Source organism: Mucilaginibacter rigui (assembly GCF_014773275.1).
Lineage (GTDB): Bacteria > Bacteroidota > Bacteroidia > Sphingobacteriales > Sphingobacteriaceae > Mucilaginibacter > Mucilaginibacter rigui_A.
Genome location: NZ_JACWMW010000004.1, coordinates 241,017 through 264,611, shown reverse-complemented (window position 1 = coordinate 264,611; position 23,595 = coordinate 241,017). Strand labels below are relative to the sequence as shown.

Here is a 23,595-nt window from a genome sequence, read left to right as displayed (position 1 = left end):
ACATTTTACTGATTAACTTTTAAAACAATTTGGTCAATCTGCTTATCTATATCTTTGTTAAGTTATACCTTTGCCACATTAATGGATAGCGTAAATAATACCACCAACCCTGCCCCATCGCGTATAAAAAAAGCGCGGAATAAAGTGGCGGATTTCTTTTTGATGCTATACAGGGTTTATGCCTTTGTATTGCGTTTTTTTAAGGAAGTATTTTTGCCTCCTTATGAGTTTAAAGAGATAGTACGCCAATGCTATGAAACAGGCGTACGTTCGTTTACGTTAATAACGCTGACAGGCTTTATTGTAGGTGTTATTTTCACTAAGCAAAGCCGCCCTTCCCTTACCGATTTTGGCGCTACATCGTGGCTACCGTCATTGGTTTCCATCGCTATTATGAAAGCCCTTGCACCACTGGTTACCGCGCTTATTGCTGCGGGTAAGGTAGGCTCAAGCATAGGTGCCGAACTTGGCTCTATGCGTGTTACTGAGCAAATTGATGCTATGGAAGTATCGGGCACAAAGCCTTTTAAATTTTTGGTTTGTACGCGGGTTATTGCAACAACCATCACTATACCTTTATTGGCCACCTATACAGCTTTTATTGCTCTAATAGGCGGATACTTGAATGTAAGCCAAAACGAGGGTACCAGCTACAGCGTATTTATGGAGCAGGCGTTTGAGCCCTTAACCTTTATTGATTTTTGGGCATCACTTAGCAAAGCTATTGTGTTTGGTTTTACCATTGGCATTGTGGGCTGCTACCAGGGCTACAACTCTACCAAAGGCACCGAGGGGGTGGGTAAAGCGGCCAATGGCGCGGTTGTAACAGCCATGTTTTTGGTGTTTATTGAAGAAGTTTTAATTGTACAGATAGCCGGATGGTTCCGCTAATATAAAATGGAAAAGCAAAAGGCACATATCGATAAAAATAACACCGTTATCAAGATCCGCGGGGTTGAAAAATCTTTTGCTGATTATGATGTACTGCGTGGTATTGACCTTGACCTTTACCAGGGTGAGAACCTGGTGGTGCTTGGCCGTTCGGGTACGGGTAAATCTGTATTAATTAAGCTGATATCGGGCTTATTAACCACCGATGCAGGCACTATAGAGGTTTTGGGAAATGATGTTACCCATATTAGCCAGCGCGCACTGGAGGATCTGCGCATCCGCATAGGCTTCTCTTTTCAGAACAGCGCCCTTTATGATAGCATGACCGTGCGCAAGAACCTGGAGTTCCCGCTGGTGCGCAACCGCAAAAGCCTTACCCGGGCCGAGATCAATAAAAATGTGGAAGAGGTATTGGAAGCTGTTGGCCTTTCGCAAACCATTAACCAAATGCCATCAGAGCTATCAGGTGGGCAGCGCAAGCGTATTGGTATTGCCCGTACGCTGATACTGAACCCCGAAATTATGCTTTATGATGAGCCGACCGCAGGGCTTGACCCCATTACCTGTATCGAAATAAACGACCTGATAAATGAGGTGCAGCAACGCTACCATACCTCGTCTATCATTATAACGCACGATTTAACCTGTGCTAAAATGACCGGCGACCGTATAGCGATGCTTTTAGACGGACAGTTTCAGCGAGTGGGCACTTTCGATGAAGTATTTGCTACCACCGACCCGCGCGTTAAACCTTTTTACGATTATAATTTTATACAATAGATATTAGTACCCTATCATATGGATGCATCAGAAAATAGAAATTCAATAATTGTAGGCGTGTTTGTACTGCTCGGTGTGGCCGTGTTTGTAATAGGCGTGCTTACCCTTGGCGGCCAACAAAAAAGCTTTGTAAAAAGCATACACATCAGTTCGGTATTTAACGATGTATCGGGTTTGAAAAAAGGGAACAACGTGTGGTTCTCTGGTGTAAAGGTAGGTACCATCAAAAACTTAACTTTTACCGGCCCGGGTCAGGTTGATGTGGTAATGAGCATTGATGCCAGTACCCAACAATACATTCACCGCAACGCGGGTGTACGTATTAGCAGCGATGGTTTGATAGGTAACAAGATCATCGTGATTGATGGCGGTTCGCCGCAGGCACCTATTGTACAGGATGGTGATGTTTTACAATCAGAGAAATTATTATCAACCGATGATGTAATGAAAACCTTGCAGCAAAACAACCAAAACCTACTGGCCATTACTAGTGATTTTAAGCAGTTAAGCAAACAAATCCTGGCGGGCAAAGGTACAGTGGGTACTTTACTTGCCGATAGCACCATGGGCCTGCAGTTAAAACAAACCATGCGTAACCTGCAAGCCGCTACACAAAGTGCCGCGCAAATGGCGGTAAGTTTAAACAGCTTTAGCAATAAAATGAATACTAAAGGCGGTTTTGCCGACAACCTGCTTACCGATACCGTTACCTTTAACCGGATCCGTGCATCGGTTGGCCGTTTAAAAGAGGCTGCTGATAACGCCACTATATTAACCGACAATCTCAACAAGGCCAGCAATAAGCTTAACACTACTGATAATGCGCTGGGTGTTTTACTTAATGACCCTAAAGCAGCCGTAAAAGTACAAACTACGTTAGACTACCTGCAACAAAGCTCGGTTAAACTAAATGACGACCTGGAAGCTGTACAGCACAGCTTTTTACTGAAAGGTTTTTTTAAGAAACGCGAAAAAGCCAAACAGGATAGTATAAAGAAAGCGATGTAAAGAATTTAAAAAGCGATGTTGATCATCGCTTTTTTTGTGTCTTGTCTCTATTACTGGCGCGAGCTTTCAGCTCGTGTCATCGCATCTGGTCAGCTTTCAGCTGACGCAAGCTGAAAGCTTGCATTGTACCCACCAAGATACGCCCCGCTAATCTTGCGCGAGCAAAGGGTATTTCTAAAAATCCACTTAATCCAGGTTAAATCCAAACCATTCACCCACTACCCTGTTGCTTATATATATCAACAGGAATAATATGCGCAATTACAGGACACCCATTTGGCAAACTTTAGGATTAGGTGCAATAGCCGGGGTACGAGCAAGCGCTGCACCTGCAATTGCACGGCATATGAACACCGGGTTTTACCCCGCGCTGTCGTTCCCGGGTATGATATTTTTGCGATCGCCGGTTACTACTATGGCTACCCAACTATTCCGTGCCAACGAAAACGAGCATGCAAGGGCAAACCATAGTAGCGATACATTAGTATTGTCTGACTTTGCCGACAATATTGCATCAGGTGCTTTTGTAGGTGCTATAATTTTCAGGAAAAGCAAACAAAGTATACTGCAGGGAATGGTAATAGGCGCTGCTGCGGCCTTGGCAACCAGTGTAGCCACTTTTTACCTGCGCAAACATGCCGATAAATTACCCGATGCTACCAAACACCTCACCAGCGCCTTCGGTGATGCGTTTACTTACAGCAGCGGTGTTAGCTTATAAAACAGTGATTACTCTTCCAGTTTTGGTGGCTGCCTTTTTTCAGGCGGGAGCTCCTGGTATTTTTTGTAGCATTCGTTCAAATAATTCACCAGGTTAAAATCATTTGAGGTGTAAACAGCCGGTGTTGGGGTGTACAAGGTTATAAAGTTATCCAGTTCCGCGCCGGTTAATGGTACGTACTTGCCAATTGTTTTGGGTATAAACACCAGCGATATGTTATACATGATATCATACTTTCGTTGTTTTTCTTCTAGTTTTGCTTTTTTCTTCGCATCTTTTTTCCAATACCAAACACGCCATATAATCCCACCCGTAAGGTACCCCTTTTTATCTCTGGCGTAAACCACCGACTGCCCATGATACCGCGGATCGTAATAAGTACTCATATTCTTGGTTTCGGTAGTGGTAATATTTACCGGCCGCAATTCATTATTTAACGGCTCAAGGAATACTTCTTTAACCCACGGCTCGGTTACCAACAGTGTATCAACGCTATATGCAAACCCTTTAAAAGTAATCAGGTCCCCGCTTTTAGCGGGGATAGAAAAGTTACCCGTATTATTGGTAACAGTTGTTTTTTTGCTGTTAAGGTTCTCTACCCTTATTCCTGCCAGGCCTATCCGGGTTTTCAATTCAAGTACCCGCCCGTTAAAAGCATCCTGGGCAAAAGCCGCTGATGAAAACAATAATGAGATAACAAGGAGGTAACGTACCATGGTTAAAAATATTTAAAGCATGTGGGTTTTATGCGATCAGCCACTACATTTAACTTTAATTAACACAATAAAGGCACGTTATAGCTTATTAGCACTTAAAAAAACAATCAAACAAAGAAATTTTTTTAACTGAATATGTTTTTTTGATTAGCTTTAGATGCAGAAACAATTATAAATACTTTTGGTAGCCCTTACTTAAATATATTCGATTACTTGAGACAACAGTTAACATATACTGACGCTTCATTACGCACATTAAAGCAAAGCAAACATAATTTATATACTAATTATGCCCCTATGCTTTTAGGCTATATAAAAGAAGTAGTTAAAGAGCAAGCCATGGCTGAGCAATACCTTATTGAACTTTTTAACGAATTAAAAACTGCTGATATTAATGAAGTTACGGCAGCCGGAGTAAACACTTTTTTGCGTTTACAGCAAATAGCCCGTAAAAAACTTTCGTCATTCATCACTACGGTTGAACATTGTACAGACCAGGCCGAGATAGCAACAAAAAAAGCTATAACCGGCAACAAGTTTATTGAGTTGATGAGCTCCGAACAACAACTTGTTTTTTGCAGTGTACATTATCATGGCAAAACTATTACTAAACTTGCTGCAGAATTAAACAAACCCGAGGATACCATCAGGCTGTTACTAAGAGAATCGTTTACTATTATCAGGAATAACCGTAATGATACAGCAGTACATCAATAGCGGCATATTAGAAGCCTATGTAACAGGTTCTGCCTCCGAGCAGGAGATAAGGGAACTGCTATACATGAAAGCCAATCACCCTGAGGTAAACATTGCTTTGCAAGAGCTTGAAAAAGATATGGAGCTGATTGCACAGCAAATGGCCATAACCCCACCCGAGCGTACCTGGAACAGGATAGCTGACACTATTGATGAACTGATACTGCGCCAAACCAGCAACCCCGATCAGTTTACCGGACGCGAGGATAACAACTATAAAAACTTCACCAAACCCGATACCGGCCCACAATACATAGAAGTGGAAGCCGAAAGCAACCACATGAAGGTGCATAAATTATGGAAATGGGTATTTGCAGCGGTGTTTGTTTTGGGAAAAATATTCCTTGCTTTTGCTATCTACTTTTATCTGGAAAACAGGCAGGCGCAACAGCAGCTTAAAGAAATAAAAACCGAATTGCAGCAATTAAAGCGCTAAACAACCGCAACCTTACTTTTTCATACTATTCTCTGATTGAATTGATGTTTAAACGCGTTTAAAACTACATTATTCTTAAACCTTTTATACCGCCACAGGTTGTATAAACAGGAGGTACGCACATCATGACAGCTTCACAAAACAGGGCAGGCACTTCAAAAAAATCTGCAAACAAATCAACGCCGCCAGCAAACAAGGACCTGGAAACCCAAATACCGCTCAGCGAAAAAGACGAAGTAAAAAAAGCCGAGCAGCGGACGAACAAGAACACTAAAAAAAGCTGATCAGTTCAGCTCAAGCGTAACAACTGATTTTGCCGGCAGTGTAACCACCAGTTTGCCATTTTCTTGTTTGGCACCGGTAAAATTACGCAGTGTAATTTTTGAAGGCTGGCTAAAAGTGTTCACATCGGTAATATTAGCTGATGTAAGTATTTGCCCGGTAACTGTTTTCCATTGCAAGCCCTTTAATTCTGTGCTGATGGTTACCGTTTTATTCATATCAATATTTACCAACGACAGATGGATCTTGCCCGCTGCATCCTGCGAAGCAGAAACATTTACAGCCTTTAAACTCTTACCATCCACCTCATAATTTGGCGAGTTAAGCGCTATGTTCAGATATTTAGCATTCTGGTGCACCTTATACATATCAAATACATGGTAGGTTGGCGTTAATATCATTTTTGTTTTTTCGGTAAGTATTAAAGCCTGCAATACATTTACGGTTTGTGCAAGCTCGGCCATTCGTACACGGTCGCTGTGGTTGTTAAAAATATTTAAGGTGCTTGCGGCTATCAGCGCATCGCGCAGGCTGTTTTGCTGGTATAAAAAGCCGGGGTTTGTACCGGGCTCCGGGTCGGTCCATATCCCCCACTCATCAACCGCCAAGGCCACCTTTTTTGCAGGGTCATATTTATCCATAATGGCCGAATGTTTGGTAACCAGTTCTTCCATCTTAAAGCAGTTAACCATGGTATTAAAGTATTCCTTTTCGTCGAAACTGGTTGCAGAGCCTTTTTTATTCCAGTTACCGGTAGGTATAGTATAATAATGCATAGATAAGCCCCACATCATACTATTGGGAATGTTTTTCATGCACACCTCTGTCCAGTTGTAATCATCGGAGTTGGCACCGCTGGCAATCTTCTTTAAGCTTGCACCGGGGTAATTTTTAGCAAAGGATGCGTACCGCTTAAACTGGTTTACATAATAATCGGGTGTCATCTCGCCGCCGCAGCCCCAGCTTTCGTTGCCCACGCCCCAGAAGGTTACTTTGTATGGCTCGGGGTGGCCATTTTGTTTACGCATATTAGCAACCGTGCTGGTACTGTTAGAGTTTAGGTACTCTATCCATTTAGACATTTCTTCTACCGTGCCGCTGCCTACATTCCCGGCAATATAAGGCTCGGTATTCAATAGCTTGCAAAGCGCTAAAAACTCGTGGGTGCCAAAGCTGTTATCCTCGGTGATGCCGCCCCAATTGGTATTAACCATTTTAGGCCTTTGCAAACGCGGGCCAATACCATCGCGCCAATGGTACTCATCAGCAAAACAGCCACCGGGCCAGCGCAGGTTAGGGATCTTTATCTTTTTTAACGCCTCTACAACATCAAGCCTTATTCGGTCTTGCTTTTTAACAGGCAGGTTTTTATCTACCCAAAAACCATCATATATACCTCGGCCCAAATGTTCGGCAAACTGCCCGTAAATATGCTTACTGATTATATGGTCAGATACGCCGGTTACTGTTACACTACCATTACTTTGTGCAAAAGCGCCAAGCCTAAAACCTATCAGCATCAAAAGGAAAAGTTTTCTCATAAAAAAATAAGTGTATAATTCACATTTAAAAGTATGCAGTTTTGCGCGGCTTTTATAATTTATTATAAAAATAATAAATAGAGGTACTGTTGGTAAAGGAAAAACAATATAGCCGACGCGCCTTGTGCGGCCAATTGCTTTTTTATAAATTGAACCCATTATGAAAAAGTTGCTTGTGTTGGTTATCGCTCTGTTTTTTATTCGCCCTGCTTTTGCGCAGGATGCACGGGCTATCTGTATAAAAATAAACGAGTTTAACACCGCTGTATTAAACGGCACAATAAAAAGGACCGACGCCACCAACCAATTTAAAACGCTTATTACGCAGCTAAACAAGCAGGCAGGGAATGTGCCCGGCACTTCAAACAACTGGGTATTCCCCCTAAAAGGATATAACTATCGTGCCGTTGGCGGCACAAACGGTAACGGCTACTCTGATAAAGGATACAATTACCTTGATGGAAACAAACACACCGCCCACCCCGCGCAGGATATTTTTATAAATGATAAAAACCAGGATGGTCTTGATGATAAAACCCATAAACCGGTTGATGTTTTAGCGGTAAGTGATGGCTATGTTATTGCCTGCAGCAACATCTGGGACTCTACCAGTACATTGCGTGGCGGTAAGTACATCTGGATGTATGATGATTACCACGGGCTGACTTACTATGCCCATAACCGCGCTATATTTGTAAAACCCGGAGATAGAATAACGCAGGGGCAAAAAATTGCCGAAGTTGGCCGTACCGGTTTTAACGCTTATAAAAAGCGCTCGCCCACGCATTTACACTTTTCGGAGTTTAATGTTAATAATGGCATCCCGAAGCCTGTGAACCCTTTCCCTAAACTTAAAAACGTTAGTACTGGCAAATGAAAAAGCTTTTAACCTTTATCCTGTTGCTGTCACTGGTTTCTTTCACCCCCGCAGATAACGTTGTCAGTCGCTTTAAGCCATCGGCCGGGTATAAACACCTTGCCGTTGCTTCCGGAAGCTTCGGGGCTTACCTGCAAGGCCTGCAATTGCTACCCGCAGGTACCCGTACCAAAACCTATACCGGCAGCATTGCCCGTACCGATCCATACACCGCTGCGGTTATTGATATGAGCATTGGCAGCCAGGACCTGCAACAATGTGCCGATGCCGTGATACGCCTGCGTGCCGAATACCTGTATCAGCAAAAAAACTACAAAGCTATTGCCTTTAATTTTACCAGCGGTTTTAAATGTGATTATATCCATTATGCCGATGGATACCGCTACGCTGACGGGCGCTGGGTGTTAAAGGGAAAGAAGGATTACTCGTACCCCAACTTTTTACGGTACATGACCTTGGTGTTCTCGTATGCGGGCACCTTATCTCTGCAAAAAGAATTACAGCCCGTTACCAACCCGGCCGATATTAAAGCAGGTGATGTGTTTATAAAAGGCGGTTCGCCGGGCCATTGTTTTATAGTGATGGCTGTAGCAGAGAACGCCGCTCATAAAAAACAGTTTTTACTTGCCCAAAGCTTTATGCCCGCCCAAAATATACAGGTATTGCAAAATAGTTCGCCGTGGTTTAGTTTAGATAAGGTAGCCAAAATTCCTTATGGCGACTTGGTGGATGCGAAGTATTTGAAAAGGTTTTAAGCACCATCTTTACCCCTTGCGGCTGCCCCTCTTGTAGCATATTGTGTACAAATATGCCTTATGCGGATATACTAAACATCTGTTAAAGGAGTTTATTTAAAACAGGCCCACTACCTAACAAAAAATCTCCTTATTACACTTTCGTGTTTCAAATTAATGTGTTAAGGCACGGCTATTGTGTTATAACGGTTGAACTATTTTGATTAATTTATGAGACACCTACTTGAAGATCTGCTTCACCTATTTGTTATTTTTATGATGGTGGTTTTTGTAATAGGCGGCATTTTAGCAGTTACAGGCACGTTTGACCATTGGACAGAACGTTACCGTTTAAAAAAACGCCGGCGCCGTTTGTTAAGAGACAGAACAAAAACTACTACTAACCCAGGCAACATGAGTAATATACCCTATTACTCAACAAAGCCCGATAAAGAAACAATAACGTATAGAGTTAATACACCGGATGAAATATAAAGTTTAAAAGCCCCCAAAACACGGGGGGCTTTTGCGTATCTAAATATTACGCCTTTGTTACAGTTGCTTACTGATAGTATTTATATATTTAAAAAAAATATAAGCCATGAAGAAATTATTTTTTATAGTCTCGATAATCGCACTCTCGATTACAGCGAAAGCACAAGAGGCGGCAAAGCCCGAAACTCCCAAGTTATATAACCCCGCTGCCGATGCTAAAGCAGAAATTACAGCCGCTGTTAAAACCGCGCAGGCACAGCATAAAAATGTACTGCTGCAAATTGGCGGTAACTGGTGTATATGGTGCTTAAGGTTTAACGATCTTGTAACCAAAGATGCCGAACTTAACAAATACATGAACGATAATTTTGTGGTGCTGCACGTAAACTGGAGCCCCGAAAACAAGAACGAAAAAGTACTGGCCGCTCTGGGCTACCCACAGCGTTTCGGTTTCCCGGTGTTTGTTGTGCTTGATGGTAAAGGAACCCGCCTGCATACCCAAAACTCGGGTTACCTGGAAGAAGGTAAAGGCCACAGCAAAGCCAAAGTGATGGAGTTTTTCCAGGGTTGGGCACCGGCGGCACTTGATCCTAAAAGTTACGTAGAGAAGGAAAAGGCTAAATAAGGTGAGATTAGAGGTTAGTGATTGGTTGATTGGCCCTGTCAAGCAGCGATGACTTGTGCGATTCCTTCCTTGGGGAAGGAGGAGGTAGAGGTTTTACAATTTACCCGAATATTAATTAACCCCTCCCTACCTCCCGGGGAAGGGAATTAAAAGTAAATAAAAAGAGGGTTATGCATCAGCATAACCCTCTTTTTATTTATAAGCGACCGGAAACTAATCTCTAATCGATATTATTCAATAACGCTTACTTTAAGCATATTGGTTTTACCTTTTTTAACAATTGGCACGGCAGCAGTATTAATAACCACATCGCCTGCATTAAGCAATTGCTCTTCTTTAAGGATGTTGTTTACATCGGCAATGGTTTCGTCGGTGCTTTCGGCTTTATCGTAGTAGAAAGCCCTTACACCCCATACAAGGCTAAGCGCGTTAAGTAACTGCTTATTTGATGTAAAGATATAAGTACCTGCTTTAGGGCGGTAACTCGAAATTTCGAACGCAGTGTAACCGCTAACCGTCATGCTCACAATACCTTTCGCGTTGGTATGCTCGGCTAAATATACTGCCGAACCGCAAAGGGCATCGCTCAGGTAATTAACAGATGCCTGGTCTGTATTTTCTAATTTTGACGCGTTAAACGGATAACCAAGGTCTTCAACATTACGAACAATCTTAGCCATCGTTTCGATAACAATAACCGGGAACTCACCTACCGATGTTTCACCGCTCAGCATCACCGCATCAGCGCCATCCAACACAGAGTTGGCTACGTCGTTCACCTCGGCGCGGGTTGGGCGCGGGGTGGTTATCATTGACTCGAGCATCTGCGTAGCAACAATAACTGGTTTTGAGGCGTCGCGGCATTTACGTGCAATCATTTTTTGCAGCAAAGGCACTTCTTCAAGCGGGCACTCAACACCAAGGTCGCCACGTGCAATCATCACGGCATCGGTAGCAGCGATGATCTCATCGATGTTATCGATAGCTTCTGGTTTTTCAACTTTGGCAATAACACGCGATGCTTTACCGCTTTCGCGGATGATGCGTTTAAGGTCGATGATATCCTGACCGGTACGTACAAAAGAAAGGCCTACCCAATCAACATCCCATTCTAAGGCATATTTAAGGTTTTCAAGATCCTCGGGCGTTAAGCTTGGGATAGATACTTTTGTATTTGGCAGGTTAACACCTTTACGTGATGTTAATATACCACCGTGTACAACTTCGCAAATAACGGTGTCTTTACGGTTAGTTTCAATAACTTTTAATTGCAGTTTACCATCATCTAACAAGATGATCTCGTTAGCCTGTACATCCTGCGGAAAGGTTTCATAAGTGATGTATATCTGGCTGTCGTCGCCAATACACTCATGGGTGGTAATATTGATGCGGGTACCATTAATAAGGTGTATACCGCCATCTTTTACCAGGCCTATACGAATTTTAGGCCCCTGCAAATCGGCAAGGATGCCCACGTTTGTTTTATATTCAGTATTTATCTCACGGATCAGGTCAACAAATTTCTTGTGATCCTCAGGTTTACCGTGCGAAAAATTTAATCGGCACACATTTAATCCAGCCCTGATCATCGACAGCAACACTTCTTTCTTTGCTGAGGCGGGGCCCATAGTAGCAACAATCTTAGTACGATTATAGTAAAATTTCATATTTTCAGGTTAAATTCAGGCTATATTACAGTATTGTGTATTAATTACACAACTAAATTTCCGCTAAAATAATAGATTTTCGCGTGATTTTATTTTTTTCGGGTCAATCTTTACCGCGGCAACAATTTCCGGTATCTTATTTAGAGCCGAAATCATGTTTTCCAGGTCTGTATCATCAATATAATTCTTTATCATGATAAAGTAATCCACCTCGCGCATTTCGGGCACTAAATAGCCGTCACTTCCCTTATTTCCAATAAAATAAAAGTCGGTTTCGGTTGTTTCCCAACTATATCGGTACTGCGAAAACAGCAGCGGGGCACCGTTAATACTGGTATCTAATGAAAGGTCGTCGACCCGGGTAAAATTAAAATTTAAACATTTGTTTATATAGTAGCATATCCGGTAATCTTTTAAAGATGTGGTGATGGCTATCAATACAAAATCCAGATCGATCTCAAACTTTAAAACTTTCCTGTTCAAAACCATTTACATTAATAAGGTGGTAAAAATACAAAACGCAATCAATACCATAAATTTTTGTTGGCCTCATTTAAAATAAACGGTTGATGATATAAACTGCCGAAAATTTTATAAGGAGTTACATGTTATATTATAATGTAGCAGCGAGTTTAGGTTTTTCACGCAAACACGCTGAGGTGCAAAGTCAGTTTCGATTAAATTTTCGCGTCTTTACGTCTTTGCGCGACATCATTTTTCAATAATCCCCCTACGCCAGCCCAATAAATTAAATTTATATTTACTTAATAATTAAGCAGATACAACCTTATCACGTAACTTTATTACTATAAATTCAAAATAGATATTAAACTTTAATAGTTCTACTCAAAATCATTACTTTTACGCCGGTTAAAAATCCATACTGAAACCTTTTGCCACAATTAATTGTTCACACAATATTGTCAAAGTTTTTAGATTTGATATTTAACATAATTTATTTTTCTTTGCACTGAATTTATTAATCATTAAACTATAAAGACTATGTCTGATATCGCTTCAAGAGTAAAAGCTATTATCGTGGAAAAACTGGGTGTTGACGAAAGTGAAGTTACACCAGAAGCAAGCTTCACCAACGATCTTGGTGCTGACTCTTTAGACACCGTGGAATTAATCATGGAGTTTGAAAAAGAATTTAACGTTGCAATCCCTGACGACCAAGCAGAAACCATTGGTACTGTTGGCCAGGCTGTTGCTTACTTAGAAAAAAACGTTAAAGCTTAATTAGCTCCCTAAAACTGTTAAATGGAGTTTAAAAGAGTTGTAGTAACCGGGCTTGGAGCGCTTACTCCGATTGGTAATACTGTACCTGAGTATTGGAACAGCCTTATTAATGGGGTAAGCGGCGCTGCCTTTATTAAGAGTTTTGATGTTGAAAAATTCAAAACTAAATTTGCCTGTGAAGTAAAGGGATTTGACGCGGAAGGTTTTTTGGGCCGGAAAGAGGCTCGTAAACTTGACCCGTTTGTTCAATACGCCTTATTCTCAACAGAGGAAGCTGTTAAAGATGCCGGATTAGATTTCGAGAAACTGGATACCAGCCGCATTGGCGTTATCTGGGGATCGGGCATTGGTGGTTTAAAAACGTTTTTAGACGAGGTTGTAAATTTTGCCAAAGGCGATGGTACACCAAAGTTTAACCCGTTCTTTATCCCAAAAATGATAGCCGACATTGCACCGGGCCATATCTCTATTAAATATGGTTTACGCGGGCCAAATTTCACTACGGTATCCGCATGTGCATCATCAAACAACTCGCTTATTGATGCTTTTAATTATCTGCGCCTTGGTAAAGCAAACATGTTTATTACCGGCGGATCGGAAGCGATCATAAATGAAGCTGGTATTGGCGGTTTTAACGCAATGCATGCCCTATCAACCCGTAACGATGACCCTGCAACTGCCTCACGTCCGTTTGATCTGGACAGGGATGGTTTTGTTGCCGGTGAAGGCGCGGGAACCATTATTTTAGAAGAATTAGGCCACGCCCTTAAACGCGGTGCTAAAATTTATGCTGAAATGGTTGGCGGTGGCATGAGTGCCGATGCTTACCACATGACTGCCCCTCACCCTGATGGTTTAGGTGCATCGCTGGTAATGAAAGCGGCATTAGAAGACGCAGGTTTAACCCCTGCCGATATCGATTATGTGAACGTTCACGGTACATCAACCCCAATTGGCGACCCGCAGGAAGTAAAAGCGATAACTGATGCCTTTGGCGACAGGGTATACGATATCAACATCAGCTCAACAAAATCAATGACAGGCCATTTACTTGGTGCTGCCGGTGCTGTTGAAGCAATTGCCTCTATCCTGGCTATTCAGAATGATATCATCCCGCCAACCATCAACCATTTTACTGACGACCCGGCGTTTGACCCAAGGATTAACTTTACATTTAACAAGGCCCAAAAACGCGTAGTTAATGTAGCGCAAAGCAATGGCTTTGGTTTTGGTGGCCATAATGCTTCAGTTATATTTAAAAAGTACCAGCAATAATCTCGTTGGATGCCAATTAGCCGCTTTTATAAGCTATACCTTTCGCCCAATAGAAAATACGTTAAGGTTTTAAAAAATTTGCTCGGTTTTGTACCGGGCAATTTGTCGTTATACCGGTTGGCGTTCAGGCATAAATCTGTTGCGCAAAACATTCGCAAGGGTGTAAAAAACAGTAACGAGCGCCTTGAATTTTTGGGCGATGCCGTATTGGGCAGCGTAGTGGCCGAAGTGCTTTTTAAACTATACCCTTACGAGGATGAAGGTTTTTTAACCGAATTACGCTCAAAAATTGTAAGCCGTAACAACCTTAACCAGCTTGGCCGCAAGCTTGGTTTTGACAAGCTGATAGAGTTTGATACTAAAATATTAACCTCCGGCAGACAGGGCTCCTTACTTGGCGATGCTTTTGAAGCGTTAATTGGTGCTGTTTACCTGGATAAGGGGTATGATTTTACCCGTAATTTTTTGGTGAACCATATCATCAAATCACACATCGACATCCACACGCTTGAGCAAACCGAAACAAACTTTAAGAGTAAACTTATTGAATGGTGCCAGCGCCACGGTAAGGATATTAGCTTTGATGTGATAGAGAACCAGGAAGGCGAAAGCGCAAAACTGTTTACCATACAAGCCAGTATTGATGGCGAGATCATGGGATCTGGCAAAGAATTCAGTAAAAAGAATGCCGAAAAACTAGCCGCCGAAAAGGCCTGCACCGCGCTAGGGATTTAGTTGTTTCTCTGAGAGAAGGCAACCACTCACCAACCCTCAATACAACTTCTGCAAAGTAGGATGATCGCCGTTCTTCTTAAAATATTCGTATTGTACCTTGGTTTTTTGGATCAGGTCATAATCGGCCCATAATTTTAGGTCTTCGTACGACGGCTTATAGTACCCCATGAATTTCTTTATAGTGGTGCTGTCTGCTTCCGTTAAACCGGTTACGCGCATAATAAAAAATTTGTTGTAGCGCCTGTCAACTTCTGTTGCTTCTAATTCACGTTTAGAAAATTCTGCAAAGCGCCTGGCTCGCCCCGGTGTTTTCCCGAATAACTCATATAACCCCGTTATTGGCGATACAAGTGCAGCTAAAACCGGCGGTTTTCCGTTATAAAAAGTACCTTGTTTGCGGTAATCACCCATAATCTCGTTCAGTTCCTGCTTTTTTGTTTGGCCTAAAACACGAACCTCACTCAATTGCACTTCGGGTTGCATATAAACTACCATACCGTAATTTGATGCCTGCTGCTTTTGCGGGGTATACCCTTTTTTGGTAAATAGTAAAGTATCGCCAACGGCAGCATTAATGCTAAAGCCGCCAAGTTGGTCGCCAATGGCAACACCCTTGGTATGCAGGTTGGTAATAAATACTTCGGAAAGTCTTTCTGATGAGATCCTTTTATAAATAGCCCCTTTTATCATCACCTGCTGCGCAGACGCAAAAAACGTAAAACAAAACAGGTTTAGTAAGCAGGCAATTATAAATTTCAAGGGCATCTATATTTAACGCAGTAAACTTATAAAATGTATACGGCTTAAAGTGTGAAAATGTGTTAAATGATAGTGGTTAGAGGTTAGTGATCGGAGATTAGTTATAACGCTGAACTAATCTCACATCACATATCTCAAATCTATAATCTAAATATTATCTTTGCACATGATAAAATCCATGACAGGGTATGGAATTGCCAGCTATGACTCCGGCAAAACAAAATATACCGTCGAGATCAAATCTCTGAACAGTAAATTTCTTGAACTCTCCCTGCGCCTGCCCAGAATATTCTCTGAAAAAGAATTTCAATTGCGTAATGACTGCAGCAAGCAAATAGATCGTGGTAAAGTTAACCTATCTATCAACGTTGAGCAGGCCAACTCAAATGTAAAAGCAGCCGGTATCGACCGTGAATTGCTTAAACATTACTATAACCAGCTAAAAAGCGTAAGCGAAGAACTTAACGAACCAGGCGGCAACCTGTTGCAATTGGCCTTAGGTTTACCCGAAGTTGTTAAATACGAAGAAGACACCGTATCTGATGATGAATGGAAATTAGTTGAAAAAACCTTTCAACAGGCTATGGCTGCTTTTCAGCAGTTCAGAACCGATGAAGGGAATGTTCTGGAGGCAGATGTTAAAATGCGGATCGGAATCATCCTGAAAAATCTGGAACTGGTTGAAATTGAAGAACCAAAGCGTGTACCGGTTATACGTGAGCGCCTAAACCAGTTTTTAAGCGAAGCAGTGGGTGCCGAAAGCATAGACAAAAACCGCTTTGAGCAGGAACTGATATACTACATAGACAAGCTTGACATCACCGAAGAAAAAATAAGGTTAAAAAGCCACTGCGACTACTTTATTGAAACCCTTAAAAACGCTGATGCCAATGGCAAAAAGTTAGGCTTTATCTCGCAGGAGATAGGGCGCGAAATAAACACCCTTGGCTCAAAAGCAAATGATGCCGCTATGCAAAAGCTGGTGGTGGGCATGAAAGAAGAGCTGGAAAAAATTAAAGAACAACTGTTGAACGTATTATAATCATTGTGTCATCGAGTCATTAGGTCATTGTTTGGTTACACCGCTCTGATTTGAATGACTCAATGACCAATGACTCAATGACCAGATGAAAGAAGGTAAACTCGTTATATTTTCGGCCCCATCGGGCGCAGGCAAAACCACCATTGTGCAACACCTGCTACGCCAGATGCCCCAGCTGGAATTTTCCATCTCGGCCACAACAAGGCAACCGCGCGGCGATGAACAAGATGGTAAAGATTATTACTTCATCAGCCTGCCCGAGTTTACGCACCGTATAGCTAAAAAACAATTCGTTGAGTTTGAAGAGGTTTACACCGGCACATTTTACGGCACCCTGCGTACCGAGATTGAGCGCATTTGGGAAAAGGGTAAAACCGTTATTTTTGATATTGATGTTGAAGGCGGCATGCACCTTAAACGCAAATATGGCGAACAGGCCCTGGCTATATTTGTACAGCCACCCTCATTAGAGGTTTTAATAGAAAGATTAACCGGCCGTGGTACTGATAGTGCCGAAAAACTACAGGAGCGCTTTGCTAAAGCAGAAAAAGAACTGAATTATGCGCCCCAGTTTGATATTATCCTGAAAAATCACGACCTTGAAACGGCTTGCAAAGAGGCTAAAGATTTGGTGAAAAACTTTATTGGCGCTTAGCTAACGGCTATACACTGCCTGCTTACATAAACTATTGCATTCCATAGCAGGTACTCTGCCTGCTATGATCCATGAACTATTAACCCATCAGCAAGAATGAAGATAGGCTTACTATTTGGTTCTTTTAATCCCATTCATATAGGGCATTTAATTATTGCCAACTACATGGCTAATTACACCGCGCTTGATAAGGTTTGGCTGGTTGTATCGCCGCAAAACCCATTAAAAAAATACGGCGACCTGATAAACACTTACGACAGGCTGGAGATGGCCAAACTGGCTACAGATAACGCCACCAACATTAGTGTAAGCGATGTGGAATTAAAACTGCCGCAGCCATCATATACCATTGATACCCTTACCCATTTAAAAGAAAAATACCCCGAGCATGATTTTGCTCTGATTATGGGGTCTGACAACCTGGTGACCATACATAAGTGGAAAAACTATAAGATGATACTGCGCGATTACCAGATTTTTGTTTACCCACGCCCAGGTTATGAAAATGCCGAATTTGCATCGCATCCATCTGTAACCATCACCATGACACCGCAGATGGAGCTATCGGCTACATTTATCCGAAAATCTATCGCCGAGAAAAAGAATGTGCAATATTTTGTACCCGACCCGGTTTTAAACTTTATTGAGAGCAAAGGCTTATACAGGGTTTAATAAAACCTTTATGTTTTAGTATTATGAAACAGACATAAAAAAAGAGCGATGGGCTGCCCCATCGCTCTTTTACGTTTTATAAAATCACTTTATGCTTTTTTAGCTTCCGGTTTTTTCTTTTTCCATTCCGCGAAGCCTGCGCCACCAAGGGCCAACACAAGCAATATAGAGCCCGCTAAAGAAATATTTTCACCTACGTAATATGATGCAGGGTGGAAAATAAATTCAACCTTATGGTTGCCCAAAGGGATAGTTGCGGCGCGTAATAAATAATCAGCGCGATAATATGGTTGTTCGGTGCCATCAATATACATTTTCCAGCCTTTTGAGTAGTATATTTCAGAGAATACAGCTACTGAATTAACGGTTGAACCTGTTTGATATACCAAATGCTGGGGATTGTAATTAACCAGTTTAATGGTTGCGTTAGGGTCAAAAGAAATAGGTTTTGCTTCAACCACATTTTTGTATTGCTCATCTATCATAGCTTCTTCTTTTGGCGAGAAACTGCTGATAGCCTGCATTTCCTGATCGGCACCTTTTACGTACTTAACACTTTTTACAAACCATGCATGGCCGCAAGCGGTTGCATTTGCGTGCATGCTGGCTGTGCCCGATTTTTGGTCGGCAGTAATAATATATTTAGTATTCAGCATATCCAGCACATCCTGGTTAACGCTATTTGTAAACTGGTTATCCAAAAGTTCATCATACCTTTTTAAACGTGCTGCCGAGTAACCTGATATTGATTTATGGAAGAACGGTGTATATGTATCCTGTTTAATAGGCCCTACGGTCATATCAAACACCCTGAAATCAGGGTCGGTATCTTTCATAATAAACTGGTCAATCTCGCGTGGTGCAACCACCTGCGATACATCCACCTTATCCTGGAAGCTTGCATCCTTCAGATAGCGTTTGTCTATCTGCCACATATCAAACAATATGATCGCAAAAAACACTACCGACATTACCGTAGTATTTATTTTTTGCTTTAAATAAGCCCAGAGCAGGCCAAACGCAATAGCAATCAAAATAAATGCACGGATGGCATCGGCACGCTCAAGAGCGGTACGGTCTTGGATCAACGCGTTTGATATAGCATTAGCCATAGCACTGTCGCCTTTCATAGCTTGGCTAAGTATGTTAACCCCCTCTGTTTGGTCAAACGCCCTGAAGCTTAATAACAGGGTTGGTACCACGATCAGTATCAGGGTTAAACCGCCGGTGATATAAAAAGAGATCTTTAATTTTTTTAACAACAGGGCTTTGTCCGGGTTGGTTGTAAACTCGCGCAGTGCCAGTAAAGCCAGTATGGGGAAACAAAGGCAGGTAACCGCCAGTATAGATTCAACCGCCCTAAACTTATTGTACAGCGGGAAGTAATGGAAGAAAATATCTGATAAATATGGCCAGTTACCTCCAAATGAAAGCAGCATGGTTAATACCACTGTACCCAGCAGCCACCATTTTAAACGGCTTTTAACTACAAACAAGCCCAATACAAACAGGAAGCAAATAATGGCGCCAAAATAATGGGGACCAAACGTAAATGGGCGCTTTGGGCCCCAATACATAGAAAGCCCCGGTACCTGGCTGGCAATTTGCCCTGCAGTCCCAACAGCCTGCTCGTCTGTAGCGCCTTTAGCTGTAAATACTTTGGCTACATGCGAGTTTTGGTCCAGGTTATCGGTACCAGAACCGCCGCCTGCCGCGTTTGGCACCAGGAAGGTTAATGATTCGGCAACACCCTGGCTGTATTGATAAACATAATCTTTAGCAAGGCCGTTACTTGGCTCTTTAGTTGTTTGTTTAAGGTTTGATTGCCCACGGATGGTTTCAGTACCATAATCATAAGTACTCCATAGTATAGAAGCATTTACGGTAAGCGCCAGCAGGGTTGCACCTGCCAGGTAGGCAATAGATTTTAAAAACGCGTTGGTAGTTTTATCCTTAATGGCGTGGTAAAGCTCAATACCTATCAGTATAAAGATAGCCAGCATCAGGTAATAGGTCATTTGTACGTGGTTGGAGCGGATTTCCATAGCCAGGAAGAACGCTGTGAGCGCACCACCTGTAAGGTAATTACCTCTTAAAGTAAGTATAATACTTGCCAGCACAGGCGCAAAAAACGCTATGGCAAAGGCTTGGTTAGAGTGGCCCGCCACCAGTAAAATAATATTATAGGTTGAGAAGGTAAACGCCACAGCCCCGGCAGCCGCAAGCCACGGGTTAACCTTTAAAACGGTGAACAGGAAATACGTGCCTAACAAAAATATCAGCATGGTATCAACCGGGTTAGGGAAGGTTGCCTTTACTGCCGATACAATATGTGTAGTTAAGTTATTGGGATAAGGTGCCCATATCTGAAAAGTAGGCATCCCGCCAAATATCTGGTTGGTCCACAATATGGTGGTGTCTTTTGCCCTATAATCGTGGATCTCCTTTTGAGTGGATTGCGCACCGATAACATCGCTTTGGCCCAATGTTTTACCCTGGAATGCAGGCGTAAGGTAGAAAAAGCATATAGCTAAGAAAATTCCAATAACAGCTAAGTGTGTGCCATTACGTTTGATCCAGTTATTCATTTAAACTCTTTTAGGGATGATATTTATAATCTTCAAAAATAGAAAATTGAATGAGATTAGAAACGATAAGTTTTTATAAGATATTTTTAGCACTTATGGGGTTGGTGGCTAAAATAATAAAACAAAAATACCATGAACAATATACTGGCTATGTACATGATAATGTTTAGCATATTGTATTCCTCGCGGTTACGGCGAATGGTGTAAACATTATAAAGGGCAAGTACACCTATGGCCACCCAAAAAAAACTGTTGATACTGGTACAGCCGGTAAACATTTGTATAAGAATGGCCAGCACAATGCAGTTGGTAAAAATTAAAAGCAATGATGGCGGGGTGTTATTGTGGTTACGCCGGCGCTTATATATTTCCTCGGGCAGCATAGGTTTATTTTATTTCTTCGTAATCTACAAATTCTCCTTCAGAATCCGGAACCGAACTTTTTTTTCCCTCGGGTTTATAATCAACCCGTATACGGCCATCAGGCCTTGGCTGCTGTTGCTGGTAGTATTGCTGTTGCTGCTGGCGTGCCTGCTCCTGCGCTTTGTTTATTACGCTTTTAAAAAGCATGGGCAAAAATATACGCACCAGGCTGCGTATGATATATAATGAGCATATGGCTATGATCAGGACACGTATTAAAATCATCTGGTATTTAGTTTATCGTACAAATATAAGTATATAACGTTAAAAATGTTCGTTATGATATTTAGGCATAATGAAAAGGCTGCAAACACTATCCGTTTACAGTAGTGTAGCCCTGTTTAGTTGTATCACCAACTCAAGGTAGTTACCCAAAAACCTTCACTCATTCAAAGGCACCCCCCACTCACCCAGGTTTCCGGTTCAATCATTCCCGTAAAAGCTTGGCGCTATAGTATTTAATATTGCATCATGATAATTATAACACATTTAAATACAGATAATTAATCAATGAATTTACAATCAAAAACTAATAAACATTAAAACAACCTATCATGAAAACACAACGCTATTTATTTCTATTATCAATTATTTGCTTATCGTCATTACTTATTAAGTGCAAAAAGGGTGATGATGGACCTATAGGCCCTGCCGGCGCAAAAGGTGATACAGGTGCGGCCGGGGCCAACGGCGCAAATGGTGCTGCGGGAGCAACAGGTGCAACCGGGCCTGCCGGTGCTACAGGTACCGCCAATGTAATTTACTCTGACTGGATAACCCCTGCAACTTACACCAAAACAACTATTTTTAGCACCTTCAATTTTACGTATGATATAGCTGCATCTAAAGTTACCCAGGCTATTTTAGACAAAGGAACAGTACTCGTATATGGTAAGCTGGCCGGTTATAACCCAACAATATGGCCTGCCGACCAGGTGAGCGCATTGCCTATTGTAATTAATTACCTAAGTGGCGCTACTCCCGAAATTGATACATGGTCGGCCCGGAGCACGGTAGGCCACATCCAAATTAATATGACCAACAATAATAATGTTTACGGTAGCCTATCTAATGCGCATAGTTTCAGATATGTTATTATACCCGGGGGACTGCATACAACAGCTGCAGCCAAGGTTAACTTTAAAAATTATGCAGAGGTAAAGCAGGCTTTTCATTTAACCGATTAATCAGAACCCGATTAACATCGATAAAATATCAGCATAAAAAATGAGGTGAGATCCGGGCGTGTCTATCAAAAACAAACCGGATCTTACCTCTTTTATGTTATAAATAAGCTTTGCGCAGGCGGATGATCCGTGCCCAGTGCATCATTTTCATGATAGGGTAAACCGGGTCTATTTCGAACCATTTTGCACCAAAGTTGGCGCTGTTTGGGCGCTTATGGTGATTGTTCTGGAACAATTCGCCAAGCATCAGGAAATCAAAAGGGGTTGTATTTTTTGATTTATCGTTATTATCAAAGTTTGAATACCCGTATTTATGGCCGCACCAGTTTACAATAGCGCCATGCAATGGTCCCATTATAAAGTGGATAGGAATCAGCAAATACATCCACCATTGTGTAGCAAATACTACATAAAAAGCGATGTAAAGCAACCCGAATACGATGCGGGACACAATTGACGACCCTACATAATCCAAAAACTTCCATTCCGGATAGTTGCCTTTAAAGCGTTCTTCGGGTTCTTTTAATTTTTTCTCGTGCTTGCGGTAGCTAACAGCGGTATAATACATCATCTGGAACACATCTTTAAAAAAGTGTGGCGAATGCGGATCTTTCTCGGTATCGCTGTAAGCATGGTGCTCGCGGTGCATAATGGCATACGCGCGAGGGTTTAAATATGATGATCCCTGGAATAAATACGTCATGACGTAGAACGTACGCTCAAAAAATTTATTTGTAGTAAACATTTTATGCGATGCGTATCTGTGCAGGAAAAACGTTTGAAAGAACAACGACAGAAACCAGTGGGCCAGAAAGAAAATTAATATGATCACAAAAGTAAATTATGGGGTAATGTTATTTATAATGATTACAAATATACGATTAAAACGCTATTTGGGATTTAAAAAATATTGTTAACAAACAATGCTTACATAAAAAAGCCGCCCAATTTATACTGAGCGGCTTTAAAAAATAAATTATTTGTGGCTTATGCCTGACTATCTCTCAGCGCTTTAATGCTGTCGTGGCCTTCGTTAATAGCTTGTTGCTGCTGCGCAATAATGGTAGCATATTGCGGGGCTAAACCATTGTCAGCAGATAATGCTTCTCGGTATGCTTTTTTAATGGCATCCTCTCCGCGTTCGCATTCTTCTAAAATACTTTTACGGTCATGCCCGCTAAATGTAGCTTTAACATCAAGCCATGCACGGTGAATGGTACCGGTAGCGGTGTTACCGGTTTCAACCTCGCCGCCGGCCTGGCCTACTGCGGCACTTAATTCCTGCACATTGCGGCGGCTATCGCTTGCAAATTTTTCAAATACGGCTTTCAAATCGGCATCTGCTTCACCAAGGTCTTTTGATGCACGATCAAAGCCGTCTATGCGGTCGTTATTAATTTCAATTAGATCGTTTAAAACTTCAACTGATTTTTCTGTGGTAGTTTCCATAATGGTAGATTGTTATATTTTGTTTGACATTACTAATGC

General features: G+C 41.9%; 28 protein-coding genes. 18 read left to right on the top strand and 10 right to left on the bottom strand.

Annotated features, from left to right (window positions below):
- Nucleotides 1-162: 162 nt before the first annotated feature.
- From IDJ75_RS17855 to IDJ75_RS17840, 4 genes are all read left to right on the top strand, one after another.
- Nucleotides 163-891, top strand: coding sequence for an MlaE family ABC transporter permease (locus IDJ75_RS17855; RefSeq protein WP_224746671.1), 729 nt, complete (start codon nt 163-165; stop codon nt 889-891).
- A 6-nt stretch (nt 892-897) separates the two neighbouring features.
- Entirely contained in the window at nt 898-1,671 is a 774-nt protein-coding gene (locus tag IDJ75_RS17850; protein WP_191177006.1) for an ABC transporter ATP-binding protein, read from the top strand.
- 18 nt (nt 1,672-1,689) lie between these two features.
- Nucleotides 1,690-2,679 (top strand): MlaD family protein, encoded by a 990-nt coding sequence (locus IDJ75_RS17845; RefSeq protein WP_191177005.1) that lies wholly within the window; start codon nt 1,690-1,692, stop codon nt 2,677-2,679.
- Between the two features lie 253 nt (nt 2,680-2,932).
- Complete coding sequence (locus IDJ75_RS17840; RefSeq protein ID WP_191177004.1) at nt 2,933-3,400, top strand: hypothetical protein; 468 nt, start codon at nt 2,933-2,935, stop codon at nt 3,398-3,400.
- An 8-nt stretch (nt 3,401-3,408) separates the two neighbouring features.
- On the opposite strand, the gene IDJ75_RS17835 is transcribed toward IDJ75_RS17840, so the two are convergent.
- The gene (locus tag IDJ75_RS17835) at nt 3,409-4,116 is read right to left on the bottom strand and encodes a hypothetical protein (RefSeq protein ID WP_191177003.1); all 708 of its coding nucleotides are present in this window, start codon (nt 4,114-4,116) and stop codon (nt 3,409-3,411) included.
- A 297-nt stretch (nt 4,117-4,413) separates the two neighbouring features.
- On the opposite strand from IDJ75_RS17835, the gene IDJ75_RS17830 reads away from it, so the two are divergent.
- The 3 genes from IDJ75_RS17830 to IDJ75_RS17820 all read left to right on the top strand — a co-directional run bounded on the left by IDJ75_RS17830 (nt 4,414) and on the right by IDJ75_RS17820 (nt 5,592).
- Complete coding sequence (locus IDJ75_RS17830; protein ID WP_191177002.1) at nt 4,414-4,833, top strand: hypothetical protein; 420 nt, start codon at nt 4,414-4,416, stop codon at nt 4,831-4,833.
- Entirely contained in the window at nt 4,811-5,308 is a 498-nt protein-coding gene (locus IDJ75_RS17825) for a hypothetical protein (protein ID WP_191177001.1), read from the top strand. Before IDJ75_RS17830 ends, IDJ75_RS17825 begins: the two co-directional genes overlap by 23 nt.
- A gap of 125 nt (nt 5,309-5,433) precedes the next feature.
- Nucleotides 5,434-5,592: a hypothetical protein gene (locus tag IDJ75_RS17820; protein ID WP_191177000.1), complete on the top strand. Its 159-nt coding sequence runs from the start codon at nt 5,434-5,436 to the stop codon at nt 5,590-5,592.
- Here IDJ75_RS17820 and IDJ75_RS17815 read toward each other — a convergent pair whose 3' ends face one another.
- Complete coding sequence (locus IDJ75_RS17815) at nt 5,593-7,131, bottom strand: alpha-N-arabinofuranosidase (protein WP_191176999.1); 1,539 nt, start codon at nt 7,129-7,131, stop codon at nt 5,593-5,595.
- Between the two features lie 160 nt (nt 7,132-7,291).
- On the opposite strand from IDJ75_RS17815, the gene IDJ75_RS17810 reads away from it, so the two are divergent.
- The 4 genes from IDJ75_RS17810 to IDJ75_RS17795 all read left to right on the top strand — a co-directional run bounded on the left by IDJ75_RS17810 (nt 7,292) and on the right by IDJ75_RS17795 (nt 9,862).
- Nucleotides 7,292-8,008, top strand: a complete 717-nt coding sequence (locus IDJ75_RS17810) for a M23 family metallopeptidase (RefSeq protein ID WP_191176998.1) — start codon at nt 7,292-7,294, stop codon at nt 8,006-8,008.
- A complete protein-coding gene (locus tag IDJ75_RS17805; RefSeq protein ID WP_191176997.1) occupies nt 8,005-8,763 on the top strand; it encodes a DUF4846 domain-containing protein in 759 nt (252 codons plus the stop codon). The genes IDJ75_RS17810 and IDJ75_RS17805 overlap by 4 nt, the downstream gene beginning before the upstream one ends.
- 210 nt (nt 8,764-8,973) lie before the next feature.
- Nucleotides 8,974-9,237 carry a hypothetical protein gene (locus tag IDJ75_RS17800; RefSeq protein WP_191176996.1) on the top strand — a complete coding sequence of 88 codons (264 nt, stop codon included), beginning with the start codon at nt 8,974-8,976 and terminating at the stop codon, nt 9,235-9,237.
- Between the two features lie 106 nt (nt 9,238-9,343).
- Complete coding sequence (locus tag IDJ75_RS17795) at nt 9,344-9,862, top strand: thioredoxin family protein (RefSeq protein WP_191176995.1); 519 nt, start codon at nt 9,344-9,346, stop codon at nt 9,860-9,862.
- 230 nt (nt 9,863-10,092) lie between these two features.
- Here the strand turns inward: IDJ75_RS17795 and pyk are convergent, their stop codons facing one another.
- Both pyk and IDJ75_RS17785 read right to left on the bottom strand, forming a co-directional pair.
- Nucleotides 10,093-11,529 carry a pyruvate kinase gene (gene pyk / locus IDJ75_RS17790; RefSeq protein ID WP_191176994.1) on the bottom strand — a complete coding sequence of 479 codons (1,437 nt, stop codon included), beginning with the start codon at nt 11,527-11,529 and terminating at the stop codon, nt 10,093-10,095.
- 63 nt (nt 11,530-11,592) lie between these two features.
- Nucleotides 11,593-12,018: an IPExxxVDY family protein gene (locus IDJ75_RS17785; protein WP_224746659.1), complete on the bottom strand. Its 426-nt coding sequence runs from the start codon at nt 12,016-12,018 to the stop codon at nt 11,593-11,595.
- 513 nt (nt 12,019-12,531) lie between these two features.
- Between IDJ75_RS17785 and IDJ75_RS17780 the strand changes: the two genes are divergently transcribed.
- The 3 genes from IDJ75_RS17780 to rnc are packed head-to-tail and all read left to right on the top strand — an operon-like array spanning nt 12,532 to nt 14,781.
- The gene (locus IDJ75_RS17780; RefSeq protein WP_067058906.1) at nt 12,532-12,771 is read left to right on the top strand and encodes an acyl carrier protein; all 240 of its coding nucleotides are present in this window, start codon (nt 12,532-12,534) and stop codon (nt 12,769-12,771) included.
- A gap of 21 nt (nt 12,772-12,792) precedes the next feature.
- A complete protein-coding gene (gene fabF / locus IDJ75_RS17775) occupies nt 12,793-14,046 on the top strand; it encodes a beta-ketoacyl-ACP synthase II (protein ID WP_191176992.1) in 1,254 nt (417 codons plus the stop codon).
- 9 nt (nt 14,047-14,055) lie between these two features.
- Entirely contained in the window at nt 14,056-14,781 is a 726-nt protein-coding gene (rnc, locus tag IDJ75_RS17770; RefSeq protein ID WP_191176991.1) for a ribonuclease III, read from the top strand.
- A gap of 36 nt (nt 14,782-14,817) precedes the next feature.
- Here rnc and IDJ75_RS17765 read toward each other — a convergent pair whose 3' ends face one another.
- The gene (locus IDJ75_RS17765; RefSeq protein ID WP_191176990.1) at nt 14,818-15,546 is read right to left on the bottom strand and encodes a hypothetical protein; all 729 of its coding nucleotides are present in this window, start codon (nt 15,544-15,546) and stop codon (nt 14,818-14,820) included.
- A 160-nt stretch (nt 15,547-15,706) separates the two neighbouring features.
- Here IDJ75_RS17765 and IDJ75_RS17760 point away from each other — a divergent pair, with 160 nt between their 5' ends.
- The 3 genes from IDJ75_RS17760 (at nt 15,707) to nadD (ending at nt 17,909) form a co-directional block, all read left to right on the top strand.
- Nucleotides 15,707-16,582: a YicC/YloC family endoribonuclease gene (locus IDJ75_RS17760; RefSeq protein ID WP_224746658.1), complete on the top strand. Its 876-nt coding sequence runs from the start codon at nt 15,707-15,709 to the stop codon at nt 16,580-16,582.
- Nucleotides 16,583-16,667: 85 nt separating this feature from the next.
- The gene (gene gmk, locus IDJ75_RS17755; protein ID WP_191176989.1) at nt 16,668-17,237 is read left to right on the top strand and encodes a guanylate kinase; all 570 of its coding nucleotides are present in this window, start codon (nt 16,668-16,670) and stop codon (nt 17,235-17,237) included.
- Between the two features lie 96 nt (nt 17,238-17,333).
- On the top strand, nt 17,334-17,909 hold the full coding sequence (nadD, locus tag IDJ75_RS17750) for a nicotinate (nicotinamide) nucleotide adenylyltransferase (RefSeq protein WP_191176988.1): 576 nt from the start codon (nt 17,334-17,336) through the stop codon (nt 17,907-17,909).
- An 89-nt stretch (nt 17,910-17,998) separates the two neighbouring features.
- On the opposite strand, the gene IDJ75_RS17745 is transcribed toward nadD, so the two are convergent.
- The 3 genes from IDJ75_RS17745 to IDJ75_RS17735 form a co-directional block, all read right to left on the bottom strand.
- Nucleotides 17,999-20,497: a YfhO family protein gene (locus tag IDJ75_RS17745; protein ID WP_191176987.1), complete on the bottom strand. Its 2,499-nt coding sequence runs from the start codon at nt 20,495-20,497 to the stop codon at nt 17,999-18,001.
- Nucleotides 20,498-20,583: 86 nt separating this feature from the next.
- Nucleotides 20,584-20,880, bottom strand: a complete 297-nt coding sequence (locus IDJ75_RS17740; protein ID WP_191176986.1) for a hypothetical protein — start codon at nt 20,878-20,880, stop codon at nt 20,584-20,586.
- A gap of 4 nt (nt 20,881-20,884) precedes the next feature.
- Entirely contained in the window at nt 20,885-21,145 is a 261-nt protein-coding gene (locus IDJ75_RS17735) for a DUF4834 family protein (RefSeq protein WP_191176985.1), read from the bottom strand.
- Nucleotides 21,146-21,474: 329 nt separating this feature from the next.
- Between IDJ75_RS17735 and IDJ75_RS17730 the strand changes: the two genes are divergently transcribed.
- Nucleotides 21,475-22,107, top strand: a complete 633-nt coding sequence (locus tag IDJ75_RS17730; RefSeq protein WP_191176984.1) for a hypothetical protein — start codon at nt 21,475-21,477, stop codon at nt 22,105-22,107.
- Nucleotides 22,108-22,204: 97 nt separating this feature from the next.
- Here the strand turns inward: IDJ75_RS17730 and IDJ75_RS17725 are convergent, their stop codons facing one another.
- Both IDJ75_RS17725 and IDJ75_RS17720 read right to left on the bottom strand, forming a co-directional pair.
- Nucleotides 22,205-22,939, bottom strand: a complete 735-nt coding sequence (locus IDJ75_RS17725) for an acyl-CoA desaturase (protein ID WP_191176983.1) — start codon at nt 22,937-22,939, stop codon at nt 22,205-22,207.
- Between the two features lie 155 nt (nt 22,940-23,094).
- A complete protein-coding gene (locus tag IDJ75_RS17720; protein ID WP_191176982.1) occupies nt 23,095-23,556 on the bottom strand; it encodes a ferritin-like domain-containing protein in 462 nt (153 codons plus the stop codon).
- Between the last annotated feature and the right edge of the window lie 39 nt (nt 23,557-23,595).